Origin of the sequence: Rhodopseudomonas pseudopalustris (assembly GCF_900110435.1) — a bacterium.
GTDB classification, from domain to species: Bacteria; Pseudomonadota; Alphaproteobacteria; order Rhizobiales; family Xanthobacteraceae; genus Rhodopseudomonas; species Rhodopseudomonas pseudopalustris.
The window spans coordinates 125,661-140,436 of sequence record NZ_FODT01000010.1 but is presented as its reverse complement, the minus strand read 5'-3'; the positions used below and the strand labels follow the sequence as shown (position 1 = coordinate 140,436).

The following is a 14,776-nucleotide window of genomic DNA, read 5'->3' as shown; positions in this document are numbered from 1 at the left end:
GCGATGCGGCATCACTGGACCTGGCACAGGGTGAAGGCGCTGGCGCGCGAAGAGTGGCGCGCGCTGGTCACCATCAATCCGAGCGACCGGCCTTGGCAGATGCCGGCCTCCGTCGCGCTGGCCGCGGGCGCGCCGATGCTGATCGGCGCCTATTTCGATCACCTCGACTACGGCCTGATCTCCTCGCTCGGCGGCATGGCGTTTCTGTATCTGCCGCGCACGCCGCTGCATCATCGCATGGTGTGGATGATGGCGGCGTCGTTCGGCTTCCTCGCCTGCTACACGGTCGGCCTGATCGTGCATCTGCTGCCGTGGCTGCTGGTGCCGGCGATCACCCTCACCGCGATCATGGTGACGATGGTGTGCCGGTTCTACCGTGTCGGTCCGCCCGGCAGCCTGTTCTTCGTGATGGCGGCCTCGATCGCCGCCTATACGCCGGGAAACCTGATGCAGGTGCCGCTGAAGGTCGGGCTATTCGGGATGGGCAGCCTGCTCGCGACGCTGATCGCCTTCGTCTACACTCTGTTCGTCTTGCGCATCCGCGAGCCGCTGCCGATCGAGCCGCTGGCGCCGGCGGATTTCGAGATCGTCGTGCTCGACTCGGTGCTGATCGGCTGTGCGGTCGGCGTCTCGCTGGCTCTGGCGCAGGCGCTGCAACTGGAACGCCCCTATTGGGTGCCGGTGAGCTGCCTCGCGGTGATCCAGGGCCTGTCGGTGCGTGCGATCTGGAACAGGCAGCTGCATCGTATCCTCGGCACCGTGCTCGGGCTGGTGCTCGCCGCGGCCTTGCTGGCGCTGCCGCTGGAGAAATGGAGCATCGCGCTGATGGTGCTCGGGCTCAGCTTCGTGATCGAAACCGCGGTGATCCGGCACTACGGCTTCGCGGTGATCTTCATCACGCCGCTGACGATCTTCCTCGCCGATGCCGCCACGCTTGGCCAGGAAGCCCCGAGCGCCATCATCGAGGCGCGGCTGATCGACACCCTGCTCGGCTGTCTGGTCGGCTTCATCGGCGGCATCCTGCTGCACAACGCCGCCTTCCGCCGGCTGGTGCGGCCGGCGATCCGCAAACTGACGCCGCTCCGGCTGGTGCCGGATCGCGCGCCGCGGCAGCCGTGAGCAAATCCACCGAAAGTCCGGGTGCGGATCGCCGCGCGGCGTGGGATAATACCCGCCATCGCCCCCACCTTCGGATGTGTTGCTGGATCGCGCCGTGACAGACGTTCCCCCGCAGGCCGAGACCTTCCAGGCTCCGCTCGATGAGATCGTCTGGAACAGCGCCTTCCGCCGCGGCTTCGCCGAGGCGCGCTCCGGACGGCTGCCGAAATTCGACGACGAAACGATGTTCCAGGACGGCCTCGCCTGGGTCTACGAATGGGGCCGCCAATTCGCCATCCTCGCCCCGCCCGATCTGCCGCTGGTGCTGCCCGACGAAGGCGCACTGAATCCCAAGGCCGTCGAGCTGTTCCGCGAGATGGTGATACAGGGCGAGATCTGTACGTAGCGGAGCAGTCATTCCGGGGCGTGAGCGAAGCTCACGAACCCGGAATCCGAAACGCATTCCACGTCCGCGAGATTCCGGGTCTGCGCGCAGAGCGCGCATCCCGGAATGACTCTGTCACCTGATCATCGTCACCTGATCATCGCAGGTCCGGGATCAGGCACCGCGACGTCGATCACGCGTAGCTGGACGCGCTCGGCGCCCTGCCAGCGGTCGATCGAAAGCGAGCCGGCGACGTGCAGCGACTGGCCGCGATTTTCCGTGAGCGCCTGCCCGAGCTTCTGGCCGACGCTGCGGAACGCGATGCCGTTGACGATGGCGCCGTCGCCGGATTTGAAGCGCAGCCGCAGATGCGCCTGCCCGACCTCGTCCGCATAGATCAGCTGATGCGCCGGGAGCGCGATCACCGGCTCCGGATTGCCGGCGCCGAACGGGCCGGCGCGATTGAGCGTCGCCGCGAACTCCGTCGTCACCCCGCGCGCCGACACCGCGCCGTCGATCAACAGCTCGTTGATATGGCGGGATTTCGCGACGTCGGCGGCGAGCGCGGTTTCGAGCCAGCCGCGGAATTCGGCGAGTCGCTCCTTGCGCAGCGTCACGCCCGCGGCCATCGCGTGGCCGCCGCCTTTCATCAGCAGGCCTTCGCTCACCGCGCGGCGCACCGCACGGCCGAGATCGACGCCACCGATCGATCGGCCCGAACCGGTGCCGATGCCGCCGGGCTCGAGCGCGATCGCGAAGGCCGGCCGGCCGAACTTCTCCTTCAGTCGCGACGCCACCAGCCCGACCACGCCGGGGTGCCAGCCCTCGGACGCGGTGACGATCACCGCGCCCTTGTCTTCCAGCCCGAGCGAGGCCATCGCCTCGGCTTCGGCCTGCGCTTCCGCCATCTGCTCGATCACGCGTCGCTCGGTATTGAGGCGATCGAGTTCGGCGGCGATCCGCGCCGCCTCCGAGACGTCGCCTTCGAGCAATAGCCGCACCCCGAGATCGGCGCGGCCGATCCGCCCGCCGGCATTGATCCGCGGCCCGAGCATGAAGCCGAGATGAAACACGTCCGGCGGCCCGTTGAGCCGCGCCACGTCCATCAGCGCGGTGTGGCCGACATGGTCGCGCCGGCGCAGCGCGATCAGACCCTTGGCGACGAAAGCGCGGTTGAGCCCGATCAGCGGCGCGACGTCGGCGACGGTGCCGAGCGCGACGTGATGCAGCATGTCGAGCAGATTGGGCTCCGGCCGCTCGACGGTCCAGAAGCCGCGATGGCGCAGCTCGCGATTGACCGCCACCAGCGTCATCATCACCAGCCCGACCGCGGCGAGATGGCCGAGGCCGGACAGATCGTCGGGCCGGTTTGGATTGATCAGCGCCTCGACCTCGGGCAGTTCGTCGCCGCATTGGTGATGATCGATCACCACCACCGACATGCCGAGCCTGCGCGCCTCGGCCAAGGGCTCGAGGCTGGTGGTGCCGCAATCGACCGTGATCAGCAGCGTCGCGCCCTTCTCCGAAAGCCCGCGGATGGCGTCGACATTGGGGCCGTAGCCTTCGAAGATGCGGTCGGGAATGTGGATCAGCGGATCGAGCCCGCAATGCCGCAGGTGCCAGGTGAGCAGCGCCGCCGAGGTCGCGCCGTCGACGTCGTAATCGCCGAAGATCGCCACCGTCTCGCGCTTCATCGCGGCGTCGGAGATGCGCTGCGCGCCCGCCTCCATCTGCGTCACCGACGACGGGTCGGGCATCAGCTTGCGAATGGTCGGATCGAGGAAATCCGGGACCGCGTCGATCTCGACGCCGCGGCCGGCGATCACCCGCGCCAGCATCTCCGGCAATTGATAGCGCTGCGCGATCGCCTGCGCCTTCGCCGTGCCGCGCGGATCGAGCCGATCGCGCCACAGCTTGCCGGTGGCGGAACGGGTCACGCCGAGAAACGCCGACACCGGTTCGGGCGGCAATGCGGATGCGGGCAACGTCATGGTCTGAGCAGATAAGCATGAAGTCGGCGCAGGGCAAACCGGCCGCGTCGATCCACACATGGACACATCACGAGCGCCGGCAACCTGCACCAAGTCGTCATCCTGAGGCGCTCGCCCGCAGGGCGAGCCTCGAAGGATGGGGCGACGCGCGCCGTGCCCGCGGTCCATCCTTCGAGGCGCGCAACGGCGCGCACCTTACGATGACGGGGTTCTTCGTGACGAATGAGGGATCAGCACCCCAACCGGTCGGCGATCCCGCCAAAATCCGCAGCGACGATGTCCCAGTCGCCGGTGGCCTCGAGGTCGTGTTTCTGCAGCGGCCCGTATTCGGCGACCCGCGGCACGAAGGCTGTTTTCAGGCCGAGCTTCTGCGCTGCGCCGAGGTCGTTATTGTGTGCGGCGACCATCATCACCTGCTCGGGCGGCAGATTCAGCAGACGCGCGGCGCCCAGATAGGTCTCGGGATCGGGCTTGTAGTGCCCGAACACATCGCCGCCCAGGATCAGATCCCATGGCAGACCGGCGTTCTTGGCCATCCGCGTGAGCAGTCCCACATTGCCGTTCGACAACGGGCTGATGATGTAGTTCGTCTTCAGCCGGGTCAGGCCCGCGACCACGTCCGGCCACGGCTTCAGCCGGTGCCACCCCTCCGTCATGTAGCGGAGATCGTCATCGGTGAGTCCCTCGATGCCGAACTCGGCCACCAGCTTTTCCACCGAGCGCCGGTGAAGATCATCGAGGATGATGAAGCCGCGCGCAGGATTTCGGCGGACCGCGTCCATTGACGGCACATAGGCCTGCCGCCACGCGTCCACCAGCCCGGCCCAGTCGCCTTCGACGCCGCGCGTCGCCGACCAGGTGGTGAAGTCTTCGATCAGGCTGGACCGCCAGTCGACCACGGTGCCGAAGATATCGAAGATCAGGGCTTTGACGGCTGTCGGTGCGGCGCTTTCGGCCATCGTTTTTCTCCCTTGTTGTTGTCGCGGTCGTTTCGGGGCGCGCGTGAAAAGCACGAGCCCGGACTCTCGCGTGCCGGTTTCAGATTCGGGCTCGCCCACAGCGTCGCTGCGCGCGCCCCGGATGACGAGCCTAAAACAGCTTCCGATACTGCATGAAGCCTGAATCGTCGGCGATGCGGTCGTACAGCAGTCGGGCGGTCGCGTTGCTCGTCTGCGTCAGCCAATGCACGCGGCTGCAGCCGTCGGCCTTGGCGCGATCGTATACCGCCTCGATCAACTTCCGCCCGAGCCCGAGCCCGCGCGCGCTGTCGGCGACGAACAGATCCTGCAGATAGCAGTAGTCGCCCGCCGTCCAGCACGATCGGTGATACAGGAACTGCACGATGCCGGTGAGTTTGCCGTCGACATAGCCGCCGAGCAGATACATCGGCTCGGCGGGATCGTGAAACCGTCCCCAGGTCACGTCGCTCGTGCCGGGGGTCAGGGTCGCCTGGTAGAAGTCGAGATAGCCGTTCCACAACGGCTCCCAGGCGTCGCGCTCGTCGGGGCCGACGGGACGGATCTCGACGGCCATCGGGCGTTCTCCTCACAATGCGTTTCGAGCGAAGTGGGCGCCGGTTCGCGTGACGAAACGCGTCAAACAGACAATCGAAAACTCGGGCTCCGATCAAGTCGGAGCCCGGGGTTTCAGTCGAGGTGGAACTTCTCGAACTGGCGATGATCGGCCTTGATGTAGCGGACAGTGCCGGTGACCGAGCGCATCACCACGGTCTCCGTCTGGATCACGTTCTTGCGGAACTTGACGCCGGACAGCAGCGAACCGTCGGTGACGCCGGTGGCGGCGAACAGGCAGTCGCCCTTCACCATGTCCTCGATCTGGTAGACGAAGTTCGGATCCTCGATCCCCATCGACTCGGCGCGATTACGCTTCGAATAGGTGTCGAGCAGCAGCCGGCACTGCATCTGGCCGCCGATGCAGCGCAGCGCCGCCGCGGCCAGCACGCCTTCCGGCGCGCCGCCGGTGCCGATGTAGATGTCGACGCCGGTGTTCTCCGGATCGGCGCAATGGATCACGCCCGCGACGTCGCCGTCGGTGATCAGCTGAACGCCGGCGCCGGTGGCGCGGATCTTGGAAATGAGTTCGGCATGGCGCGGACGGTCGAGCACCAGCGCGGTGATGCCGTGGATCGGCACGTCCTTGGCTTGCGCGAGACGTCGGATGTTCTCCTCCGGAGGCGCGTCGATGTCGATCACGCCCTTGTCGTAGCCCGGGCCGATCGCGATCTTCTGCATGTAGACGTCGGGCGCGTGCAGCAGCGTGCCGCCTTCGGCCATCGCCATGGTGGCGATCGAACCCGGCATGTTCTTGGCGCACAGCGTGGTGCCTTCGAGCGGATCGACCGCGATGTCGACCTTCGGCCCGGCGTCGATGCCGGCGCCGACCTTCTCGCCGATGAACAGCATCGGCGCCTCGTCGCGCTCGCCCTCGCCGATCACCACGGTGCCTTCGATCGGCATCTTGTTGAGCTCGCGCCGCATCGCGTCCACCGCGGCCTGGTCGGCGCCCTTTTCGTCGCCGTGGCCGCGCAGCCTCGCCGCCGACACCGCAGCACGCTCCGTCACGCGCACGATCTCGAGCGTCAGGATGCGCTCCAGCAACAATTGCGGCGGAACGGAAATGGTGGTCGACATCGGCCCTCTCCTCAAACACTCCGCCCGCACCCCATCGGCGCGCGCGCACTTTCGCTGACGCGTTCTAGTTCTTTTCGATCCGGATGACCTGCGGCCGGCCGCTGATCACCTTGTCGCGCTGCACCGCCTGCAGCGCGCGGCGCACCGCGTCCTCGCTGGTCGCATAGGTGATCAGGATCACCGGCACCGGCGCGGATTTGACCGGCTTGCCGTTGCCGTCGGCAGCGCGGTCGGGCTGGCGCTGCACGATCGATTCGATCGAGATGTCCTGCTCGGCGAGCCGCGTCGCGATGGTCGCCGCGGTTCCGGCGTGGTCGCGCGCCATCAGGCGCAGATAATAGCCGCCCTCGTGGCGCTGCATCGGCGCCTTGCTGATCGCGGCGAGCTTCGCCACCGGCCGGCCGAACGGCTCGGCGCGGATGCCGCGCGCGACGTCGGCGATGTCGGCGACCACGGCCGAGGCCGTCGCCGCGGCGCCGGCGCCGGCGCCGACCAGCGTGATCGGCGGAATGCCGTCGCCGTCGATGGTCACAGCATTGGTGACGCCCATCACCTGGGCGATCGACGAGGACCGCGGCACCATGGTCGGATGAACGCGCTGCTCGATGCCCTGGGGCGTGCGCACCGCGACGCCGAGCAACTTGAGGCGATAACCAAGATCGGCGGCGGCGCGCAGGTCCTCCGGCGTGATCGAGGTGATGCCTTCCACATAGACCGCGCTCTGCGCGACCTTGGTGCCGAAGGCGAGGCTGGCGAGAATCGACAATTTTTGTGCGGTGTCGTGGCCATCGACGTCGAACGCCGGATTGGCCTCGGCATAGCCGAGCCGCTGCGCGTCCTTGAGACACTCGTCGAATGACAGCCCCTCCTGCTCCATCCGCGTCAGGATGTAATTGCAGGTGCCGTTGAGGATGCCGTAGATGCGGTCGATATCGGTGCCGGCGAGGCCTTCGCGCAGCGTCTTGATCACCGGGATCGCAGCGCCGACCGCGGCTTCATAATTCAAAGCGACGCCGTGCTTCTCCGCGAGCGCCGCGAGCTTGAGGCCGTGCTTGGCAATCAGCGCCTTGTTGGCGGTGACAACCGATTTGCCGGCGGCGAGCGCCGCCTCGATCGCCGGCCCCGCCGGTTCGTCGACGCCGCCGATCAACTCGACGAAACAGTCGACCTCGGGATCGGTGGCGATCGCCAGCGGGTTCTTCGCCCATTTGATGCCGCGCAGGTCGAGGCCACGCTTCTTGGCCTTCGATCGCGCAGTGACGGCGACGACACGCACGGGCCGGCCGCAGCGCGCCGCCAGCGTCCGCTCCTGCCGTTCGATGACACGGACCACTTCGGCGCCGACGGTGCCGAGACCCGCAATACCCACTCTGAGCGCGTCCATCTGGCGCCGAACCTGCCGAGTCAAAAGCTGATGTGAGATCGGAGGCCGGCGAAAGCGGCCTCCGGGAACCTGGCCCTATCGCCGTGTGGCGAGAGGAACCACGTTGTGCAATGTTTCGACGCCGCTTTCAAGGAAGCGCCGCACGCCGCGCGCCGCCTGACGGATGCGCTGCTCGTTTTCCACCATTGCGATGCGGACATAGCCCTCGCCATGCTCGCCGAAGGCGACGCCGGGCGAGACCACCACGCCGGATTTCTCCACCATCAGGGTCGCGAACTGCATACTGCCGAGTTCGCGGAACGCCGGGGGCAGCGGCGCCCAGGCGAACATCGACGCCGACGGCGGCGGGATCTCCCAGCCGGCGCGGCCGAAACTCTCGACCAGCGCGTCGCGGCGCTTCTTGTAGGTTTCGCGCATCTCGCGGATGCAATCGTCGGGGCCGTTCAGCGCCGCAGTGGCGGCGACCTGCACCGGCGTGAAGGCGCCGTAGTCGAGATAGGATTTCACCCGGGCCAGCGCCGCGATGATCCGCTCATTGCCGACCGCAAAGCCCATCCGCCAGCCGGCCATCGAGAACGTCTTCGACATCGAGGTGAACTCGACGGTGACGTCCATCGCGCCCGGAACCTGCAGCACCGAGGGCGGCGGGTTGGCGTCGTCGAAATAGACTTCGGCGTAAGCGAGGTCGGACAGGATGTAGATCTCGTGCTTCTTCGCGAACGCGACCAGATCCTTGTAGAAATCAAGGCTCGCCACATAGGCGGTCGGATTTGAGGGATAGCAGGCGATCAGGGCGATCGGCTTCGGAATCGAATGGATGATCGCGCGCTCCGCGGCGGCGAAGAAATCCGGGGTCGGCTCGGACGGCACCGAGCGGATCACGCCGCCCGCCATCAGGAAGCCGAAAGCATGGATCGGATAACTCGGATTCGGACACAGCACGACGTCGCCCGGCGAGGTGATCGCCTGGGCCACGTTGGCGAAGCCTTCCTTGGAGCCGAGCGTGGCCACCACCTGGGTGTCGGGGTTCAGCTTGACCCCGAAGCGGCGGTCGTAATAGGCCGCCTGCGCCTTGCGCAGCCCGGTAATGCCGCGCGAGGCGGAATAGCGGTCGGTGCGCGGCTTGCCGAGCGTGTCCTTGAGCTTCTCGAGCACATGCGGCGGCGCCGGCAGGTCGGGATTGCCCATGCCCAGATCGATGATATCGGCGCCGGCGTTCCGCGCGGCCGCCTTGGCCCGGTTGACCTGCTCGAACACGTAAGGCGGCAAACGGCGGATGCGGTAAAATTCTTCCATGGTCCTCGACTCCGGGTAACGACTGGATCGTTACCGCGTTCTTGATCGGAGGGGAATCCGATTCGCGTTTAGAAGCGCTTCCTATCGCACGAATTTACGGCGGATTTCGATAGAACGCGCATTCCGAAGGGCCGCAGCGGCGAGAGGTGGCCCGCCACCGGTTGCAGCGACGGCGAGCCGCGCGGCTATTTCGCGGCTGACGACGGGGTCGCGCCTGGCTTGGCCGCGGCGGAGCCATTGGCGTTCGCCTGACGTTCGCGGGCCGCGATCAATTCCTGCTCGATCTTGTTGCGCTCGGCGGGCGCCAGCACAGCCTCGCCGCGGTTGGCCGGCAGATCGTTGACCGCCGGAAAGGCCTCGGTCTCCTTCGGCTTCTCGACCTTTTCGCTGCTGCCCATCAGCGGCATGTCGGAGAGCGAGATCGAGCAGCCGCCGAGCCCCGGTCCGGCCACAAGCCCGGCGAGCAACGCGATCACGACCCCGCGCGGGCGTCGTCGATCTCGGCTGCTGTTCCGTCCGGGCATCCGCCCCGCCTTCCGCATCACCCGCAAACTGTCATCCTTCACTTGCGACCGCAGTCGCGACCGCATTTACAACCGCGGCCGGGCGCGCCGGCGCACCAAATCGTCGCACCCTCGAACCCGAACGACCGCAAAACCTTGCCTCTTTTGTTCGATCCGCACCGCCCACGGCGAGTCAGTGGGGTGGCAATGTGGCTAAATCAAGCGCGATCTATCGCAGTGCAGCACATCGAGTTCAGCGACATTTACCGAACTATGTCATCATCAGCCCGACAACGACAAAATCGTATAAGATATTCGAACAGGGTAAAACGTCCGCCGATGACCGACATGCTACCAGAAACAGCGTCTGCGAAAAAGTTCGATCCAGAGGCTTTCGCGCGTAATCTGGCGCAGGCGATGGAGGCCGGCGGCCAAGCGCTGGCGACCATGCTGAAGCCGCGCGAAACGATGGACGGCAACAATCAGCCGACCGAACTCACCGAAATCGTGAAGACGCTCACCAGCGTCGCCGACTATTGGATGTCGGATCAGGCCCGGGCCGCCGAGCTGCAAAACCGTCTCGGCAAGTCGTATCTCGACCTGTGGGGCAGCGCCTCGCGCCGACTGTCCGGCGACCAGGTCGAGCCGACGATCGAGCCGCCGCCACGGGACAAGCGCTTCGCCGATCCGGAATGGCGCTCCAACCAGTTCTATGACTTCGTCATGCAGGCCTATCTGCTGACGTCGCAATGGGCCAGCGAACTGGTCGAGAAGGCCGATGGCCTCGACCCGCACACCAAGAAGAAGGCGGCGTTCTACGTCCAGCAGATCACCAACGCGCTGGCGCCCTCCAACTTCGTACCGACCAGCCCGGAGCTGACGCGGAGCACGCTGGAGAGCAGCGGCGACAATCTGGTGCGCGGCATGAAGATGCTGGCCGAGGACATCCAGGCCGGCCGCGGCCATCTCAAGATCCGCCAGTCGGACCCGTCCAATCTCGAGGTCGGCGTCAACATGGCGACGACGCCCGGCAAGGTGATCTTCCAGAACGAGATCATGCAGCTGATCCAGTATCAGCCTGCGACCGAGACGGTGCTGCGCACGCCGCTGCTGATCGTTCCGCCGTGGATCAACAAGTTCTACATCCTCGATCTCAAGCCGGAAAAATCCTTCATCAAATACTGCGTCGACCAGGGCGTTTCGGTGTTCGTGATCTCCTGGGTCAATCCCGACCGCAGCCTCGCCGACAAGAGCTTCGCCGACTACATGAAGCTCGGGCCACTGACCGCGATGGACGTGATCGAGAAGATCACCGGCGAGATGAAGGTGCACACCATCGGCTATTGCGTCGGCGGCACCCTGCTCGCCTCGACGCTGGCGTGGCTGGCCGATCGCCGCCGCCAGCGCGTCACCTCGGCGACCTTCCTGACCACCCAGGTCGATTTCACCCATGCCGGCGACCTGATGGTGTTCGTCGACGAGGGCCAGATCTCGGCGCTGGAGCGCGACATGCGCGCCACCGGCGTGCTCGAAGGCGCGCGGATGGCGATGGCCTTCAACATGCTGCGGTCGAACGATCTGATCTGGTCCTACGTCGTCAGCAACTATCTCAAGGGCAAGCCGCCGTCGGCGTTCGACCTGCTGCACTGGAATTCCGACGCGACGCGGATGCCCGCGGCCAACCACTCTTACTATCTGCGCAACTGCTATCTCGACAACAAGCTGTCGGCGGGCACCATGGTGCTCGACGGAACCGCGCTCGATCTCGCCAAGGTGAAAGTGCCGATCTACAACCTCGCCACCCGCGAGGACCATATCGCACCGGCGGAATCCGTGCTGTACGGCTCGCAGTTCTTCGGTGGCCCGGTGAAATATGTGTTGTCAGGCTCCGGCCATATCGCCGGCGTGATCAATCCGCCGGCGGCGAACAAATATCAGTACTGGACCAACGACAACATCCAGGTCGGTTCGGTCGCCGAATGGCTGAAGGGCGCGCAGGAGCACAAGGGCTCGTGGTGGCCGGATTGGCGGCAATGGGTCGAGCAATTCGACCCCGAGCAGGTCCCTGCCCGCGCCATCGGCAACGACGCCTATCCGCCGATCGAGGACGCGCCTGGGAGCTACGTCCGGGTCCGCTCCTGAGCCGTCCGGCTCAGGTCCCGGAAATCCACGCCAGCACCAGCGCGAAGCCGGCGAGCCCGACGGTGACGTGGGTGCCGAGCAGGACGTTGGCGGCCACCGGCGATTTCCGCGCCAGCGCCGCGATGAAGCCGGAGAACGCCGACACGGCGAACAGACCGGCAGCGATCTTGCCGAACGAGATGTTTCCCGACGCCGCCGCGCCGTCCGGCGTGCCGTGCAGCAGCATCACCAGCGTCTCCAGCCCGCCGAAGCCGAGCAGCAGATGCAGCGCAACCAGCCCCTGTCTGCGCTCGCCGCGCAGATACAACAGACCGAGATACAGGCCGAGCGCCGTCGCGGCGCTCAGGATCACCAGCACAGGGGTCGCCGTCATTCCACCTCCGAACAAACATCTGCTTTCGGCGGCGATCTAAGCACGGCGCAGCGCAGGTGGTAAGAGCCACATGAGACGCAGTCGCGACGGCATCATGGTAGGGGATCACCTGCCCGCATCCGAGGAGCCGCGTATCGCGCACGCGGCAAGCATCTGCGGCTCGCGAGGCACGCCAGCCGACGGAGTTTCGGAAACATCATCGATGCCCAGCCCACCGCCATCGGCGGGCTACGCCACCGACTTCACCGTGGTGAGCTGCTTGATCTTGCGGATGTGTTCGACCGCGTCCTGCGCCGCCTGGCTGTGGGTGAACAGCTCCAGTTCTTCCACGTCATGGGCGTCGACCGGCGTGATCGCGGTGTCGGTGTAGCTCAACCGGTTCGGATCGTCGCGGACCTTTCGGCGTAGGCCGTCGATCCAGAACCAGTGCCGGACGTTCTGCGCCAGCTTGCGCGCGTTCTCGGCCACCAGCCGCGGATAGAACAGCAACGGCGATTCCAACTGCAGCGTCGGGCGGCGGTCGGCGCGATATTTCAGCCGGACGATGCCGCCCTGCAGCGGATGCACCTTCTCGATCTTCACCATCGAGGAGAACAGATAGATCATCGCCGCCAGCCGCGAGACGCCCGAATTGGTGGCGCCGGCGCGGCGGAGCAGCCGCTCGATGTGCTCGGCCGAGTAGTACAGGTCCCAGGCGTTGAAGTAAGCGTCCTGCCATTGCGCGCGGGTCATCTTCGGATGGGCGGTGACGGCGTGCTCGATGTCGAAGCGGTTGAGATCGGAATCCATCGCGACGCCCTCCCGGAACAGCCGCTGATGGTCTTCCGAGCCCGGCAGCGGCGTCAGGCAGAAGAACTCCAGAATGTCGAGCGGCAGCTCCTTCTGGATGATCGCGATGTCCTCGGCGATGCTCTCCGGCGTGTCGTGCGGGAAGCCGAGAATGTAGCCGGCGTAAGTAATCACCCCGGCCCGCTTCCAGGCCTGCAGCATCTGCCGATATTCGGTGATCTTGTTCTGCCGCTTGTTGGCGGCGGCGAGGTTCTGCGGGTTGATGCTTTCGAGTCCGAGGAAGGTGCGCACCACCCCGGCTGCCCGCGCCTTCTCGATGAAGCCGTCGATCTTGTGACACAGCGTGTCGACCTGGATCACCAGCTTGATGTCCTTCTGGCCGGCGGCGGCGAATTCGCGGCGCAGCGCGGCCAGGCGGTCGAGGATCACCTCCCAGTCCTTGTTGCGGGCGAAATTGTCGTCGGTCATGAAGAACCAGTTGACGCCCTGCGCCATGTTGGCGCGCACCAGCCGCTCGATGTCGTCGGCGCTGCGGCCGCGCGACTTGCGGCCCTGGACGTTGATGATGGTGCAGAACGAGCACTGATACGGACAGCCGCGGCCGGCGTCGAACGAGGTCTGCAGGCTGAAGGTGCCCTTCAGATAATGCCGCGGCAGGATCGGCGTCGGCGCGCCTTCGAGCGCCGGCAGTTCGTTCAGATAGTTGTACATCGGCTTCAGCGCGCCGCTGGCGGCGTCGCGCAGCAGGTCGTCGCAGCGACCTTCGAGTTCGCCGGCAAACAGCGTGACGCCGAGGTCGAGCGCCTGCTGCAGGTCCGGCTGGATGCCCGGCAGCATCGCGATGCAGCCCGAGACGTGGAAGCCACCGATCGCCACCGGCACGCCAGCGGCGCGCAGCGGCCGGGCGATGTCGAGCGCGCGCGGAAACTGGTTCGACTGCACGCCGACAATGAACACCAGCCCGAAGAAGTCGTGGGCGCGGAAGCGCTCGATGATCTTGGGAATGCGCGTTCGGGTGTTGATCTCGTCGGCCGCGGTGATGTCGATCTCGATCCCGTCGCCGAGCGCTTTGCGCTGACGGGAGTCTTCGACCAGGCTGTACACTACCGCCAGCGAATTCGACGGAATGAACGAGCGGAACCACTGGATGACGTAGCCGTCATCGTCGTAATGCGACGGCTTGATCAGCGCGATCTGGAAACGCTTTGCGGCACGCGGCTCGCTACGCGCCGGCGTCGCCTGCTGTGAACTGATCATGGCCTTGCCCTCGAACTGCGACGGATCGCGACACGAGGCTCCCCGGCCCCGCTCGCATCGGCGCAGCTTGGCTCAGGCGTCGGGCGAATTGCAAGCTGATCGCCCCCGAACTAAGTGGACGATCTCTGCAAACTAATCGCAGGCTGGCGGAATGCTACCTAAGAGTGCGCTATCTGGACGATCAGCAGACAATTGAGACAGGCTGACTGTCATATCACAGGACTATTTCCGTACCGCAGGGGCAAAATACCGGCGGCCCGTCACTCCGGCTTGCGCGCCGTGACGTGCAGGAAATGCGCCTGCTCCTGGTCGAAGCCCTTGCCCGAGGAGGTATCGACGGCGATCGACGCCCACGGACCGGCCTCGGCGTAGCATTGCCGCAGCCAGGGTTCCGACGGATAGTTGTAGTAGCGCGCCAGCCGGTCGCGGCCCTCGTCTTCGCCGGATTTGAAGCTCGCATAGAACAGCCCGCCCGGCTTCAGCGCGCGCCGGATCCGCGCCAGCACGCCGGCGAGTTCGTCACGCGGCACATGCAGCAAGCAGGCATAGGCCCACACCCCATCATAGGCTTCGACCGCGTCGAGCTGGTGGAACAGCAGGGTGGCGACCGGGCGGCCGAGCCTCCGCGAAGCGGTCGCCGCCATTTCCGCCGAACCGTCGGTCGGATGCACGTCGAAACCGGCGGCGAGCATCGCCTCGGCCTGATAGCCGGCGCCGCAGCCGAGTTCGAGAATCGCCGCGCCGCGCGGCAGCTCGGCGAGGAACCGGGTCAGCGGACCGTCGAGCGGCGGTTTGCGCTCGGCATAGGCGTCGGCATTGCCGCGGTAGAACCGCAGCGTCGCAGCGTCGAAGGCGTCGGTCATGGGGTCACAATCCAGATCGCGCGGGTCCCCGGTCGGCGGACCGG

Annotated in this window: 13 protein-coding genes; 3 read left to right on the top strand and 10 right to left on the bottom strand. The window is 66.2% G+C overall.

Annotation, left to right across the window (positions count from 1 at the left end; translation table 11 throughout):
• Window positions 1-3: 3 nt before the first annotated feature.
• Window positions 4-1,119, top strand: a complete 1,116-nt coding sequence (locus BMY71_RS18800) for an FUSC family protein (protein ID WP_092685737.1) — start codon at window positions 4-6, stop codon at window positions 1,117-1,119.
• 94 nt (window positions 1,120-1,213) lie between these two features.
• Window positions 1,214-1,504: a hypothetical protein gene (locus tag BMY71_RS18795; protein ID WP_092685775.1), complete on the top strand. Its 291-nt coding sequence runs from the start codon at window positions 1,214-1,216 to the stop codon at window positions 1,502-1,504.
• A 128-nt stretch (window positions 1,505-1,632) separates the two neighbouring features.
• Here BMY71_RS18795 and recJ read toward each other — a convergent pair whose 3' ends face one another.
• The 7 genes from recJ to BMY71_RS18760 all read right to left on the bottom strand — a co-directional run bounded on the left by recJ (window position 1,633) and on the right by BMY71_RS18760 (window position 9,281).
• Window positions 1,633-3,474: a single-stranded-DNA-specific exonuclease RecJ gene (recJ, locus tag BMY71_RS18790; RefSeq protein ID WP_092685736.1), complete on the bottom strand. Its 1,842-nt coding sequence runs from the start codon at window positions 3,472-3,474 to the stop codon at window positions 1,633-1,635.
• 230 nt (window positions 3,475-3,704) lie between these two features.
• Window positions 3,705-4,433: a haloacid dehalogenase type II gene (locus BMY71_RS18785; RefSeq protein WP_092685735.1), complete on the bottom strand. Its 729-nt coding sequence runs from the start codon at window positions 4,431-4,433 to the stop codon at window positions 3,705-3,707.
• A 130-nt stretch (window positions 4,434-4,563) separates the two neighbouring features.
• Window positions 4,564-5,007: a GNAT family N-acetyltransferase gene (locus tag BMY71_RS18780; RefSeq protein WP_092685734.1), complete on the bottom strand. Its 444-nt coding sequence runs from the start codon at window positions 5,005-5,007 to the stop codon at window positions 4,564-4,566.
• A 113-nt stretch (window positions 5,008-5,120) separates the two neighbouring features.
• Window positions 5,121-6,125 (bottom strand): class II fructose-bisphosphatase, encoded by a 1,005-nt coding sequence (gene glpX, locus BMY71_RS18775; protein WP_011502906.1) that lies wholly within the window; start codon window positions 6,123-6,125, stop codon window positions 5,121-5,123.
• Window positions 6,126-6,189: 64 nt separating this feature from the next.
• Window positions 6,190-7,509, bottom strand: coding sequence for a homoserine dehydrogenase (locus BMY71_RS18770; RefSeq protein WP_011502905.1), 1,320 nt, complete (start codon window positions 7,507-7,509; stop codon window positions 6,190-6,192).
• Between the two features lie 75 nt (window positions 7,510-7,584).
• Window positions 7,585-8,805 carry an LL-diaminopimelate aminotransferase gene (locus tag BMY71_RS18765; RefSeq protein ID WP_011502904.1) on the bottom strand — a complete coding sequence of 407 codons (1,221 nt, stop codon included), beginning with the start codon at window positions 8,803-8,805 and terminating at the stop codon, window positions 7,585-7,587.
• Window positions 8,806-8,990: 185 nt separating this feature from the next.
• Entirely contained in the window at window positions 8,991-9,281 is a 291-nt protein-coding gene (locus BMY71_RS18760; protein WP_041805307.1) for a hypothetical protein, read from the bottom strand.
• A gap of 366 nt (window positions 9,282-9,647) precedes the next feature.
• On the opposite strand from BMY71_RS18760, the gene phaC reads away from it, so the two are divergent.
• The gene (phaC, locus tag BMY71_RS18755) at window positions 9,648-11,450 is read left to right on the top strand and encodes a class I poly(R)-hydroxyalkanoic acid synthase (protein WP_092685733.1); all 1,803 of its coding nucleotides are present in this window, start codon (window positions 9,648-9,650) and stop codon (window positions 11,448-11,450) included.
• Between the two features lie 10 nt (window positions 11,451-11,460).
• On the opposite strand, the gene BMY71_RS18750 is transcribed toward phaC, so the two are convergent.
• The 3 genes from BMY71_RS18750 to BMY71_RS18740 all read right to left on the bottom strand — a co-directional run bounded on the left by BMY71_RS18750 (window position 11,461) and on the right by BMY71_RS18740 (window position 14,732).
• A complete protein-coding gene (locus BMY71_RS18750) occupies window positions 11,461-11,823 on the bottom strand; it encodes a hypothetical protein (RefSeq protein ID WP_092685732.1) in 363 nt (120 codons plus the stop codon).
• A gap of 228 nt (window positions 11,824-12,051) precedes the next feature.
• The gene (locus BMY71_RS18745; RefSeq protein ID WP_092685731.1) at window positions 12,052-13,869 is read right to left on the bottom strand and encodes a B12-binding domain-containing radical SAM protein; all 1,818 of its coding nucleotides are present in this window, start codon (window positions 13,867-13,869) and stop codon (window positions 12,052-12,054) included.
• A gap of 260 nt (window positions 13,870-14,129) precedes the next feature.
• Window positions 14,130-14,732 (bottom strand): class I SAM-dependent methyltransferase, encoded by a 603-nt coding sequence (locus BMY71_RS18740; protein ID WP_092685730.1) that lies wholly within the window; start codon window positions 14,730-14,732, stop codon window positions 14,130-14,132.
• Between the last annotated feature and the right edge of the window lie 44 nt (window positions 14,733-14,776).

Coding starts and splice junctions, on each gene's coding strand:
- phaC (WP_092685733.1), top strand. CDS start 9,648: ATGACCGACATGCTACCAGAAACAGCGTCTGCGAAAAAGTTCGATCCA.
- BMY71_RS18740 (WP_092685730.1), bottom strand. CDS start 14,732: ATGACCGACGCCTTCGACGCTGCGACGCTGCGGTTCTACCGCGGCAAT.
- BMY71_RS18780 (WP_092685734.1), bottom strand. CDS start 5,007: ATGGCCGTCGAGATCCGTCCCGTCGGCCCCGACGAGCGCGACGCCTGG.
- BMY71_RS18785 (WP_092685735.1), bottom strand. CDS start 4,433: ATGGCCGAAAGCGCCGCACCGACAGCCGTCAAAGCCCTGATCTTCGAT.
- glpX (WP_011502906.1), bottom strand. CDS start 6,125: ATGTCGACCACCATTTCCGTTCCGCCGCAATTGTTGCTGGAGCGCATC.
- BMY71_RS18800 (WP_092685737.1), top strand. CDS start 4: ATGCGGCATCACTGGACCTGGCACAGGGTGAAGGCGCTGGCGCGCGAA.
- BMY71_RS18750 (WP_092685732.1), bottom strand. CDS start 11,823: ATGACGGCGACCCCTGTGCTGGTGATCCTGAGCGCCGCGACGGCGCTC.
- BMY71_RS18765 (WP_011502904.1), bottom strand. CDS start 8,805: ATGGAAGAATTTTACCGCATCCGCCGTTTGCCGCCTTACGTGTTCGAG.
- BMY71_RS18745 (WP_092685731.1), bottom strand. CDS start 13,869: ATGATCAGTTCACAGCAGGCGACGCCGGCGCGTAGCGAGCCGCGTGCC.
- recJ (WP_092685736.1), bottom strand. CDS start 3,474: ATGACGTTGCCCGCATCCGCATTGCCGCCCGAACCGGTGTCGGCGTTT.
- BMY71_RS18770 (WP_011502905.1), bottom strand. CDS start 7,509: ATGGACGCGCTCAGAGTGGGTATTGCGGGTCTCGGCACCGTCGGCGCC.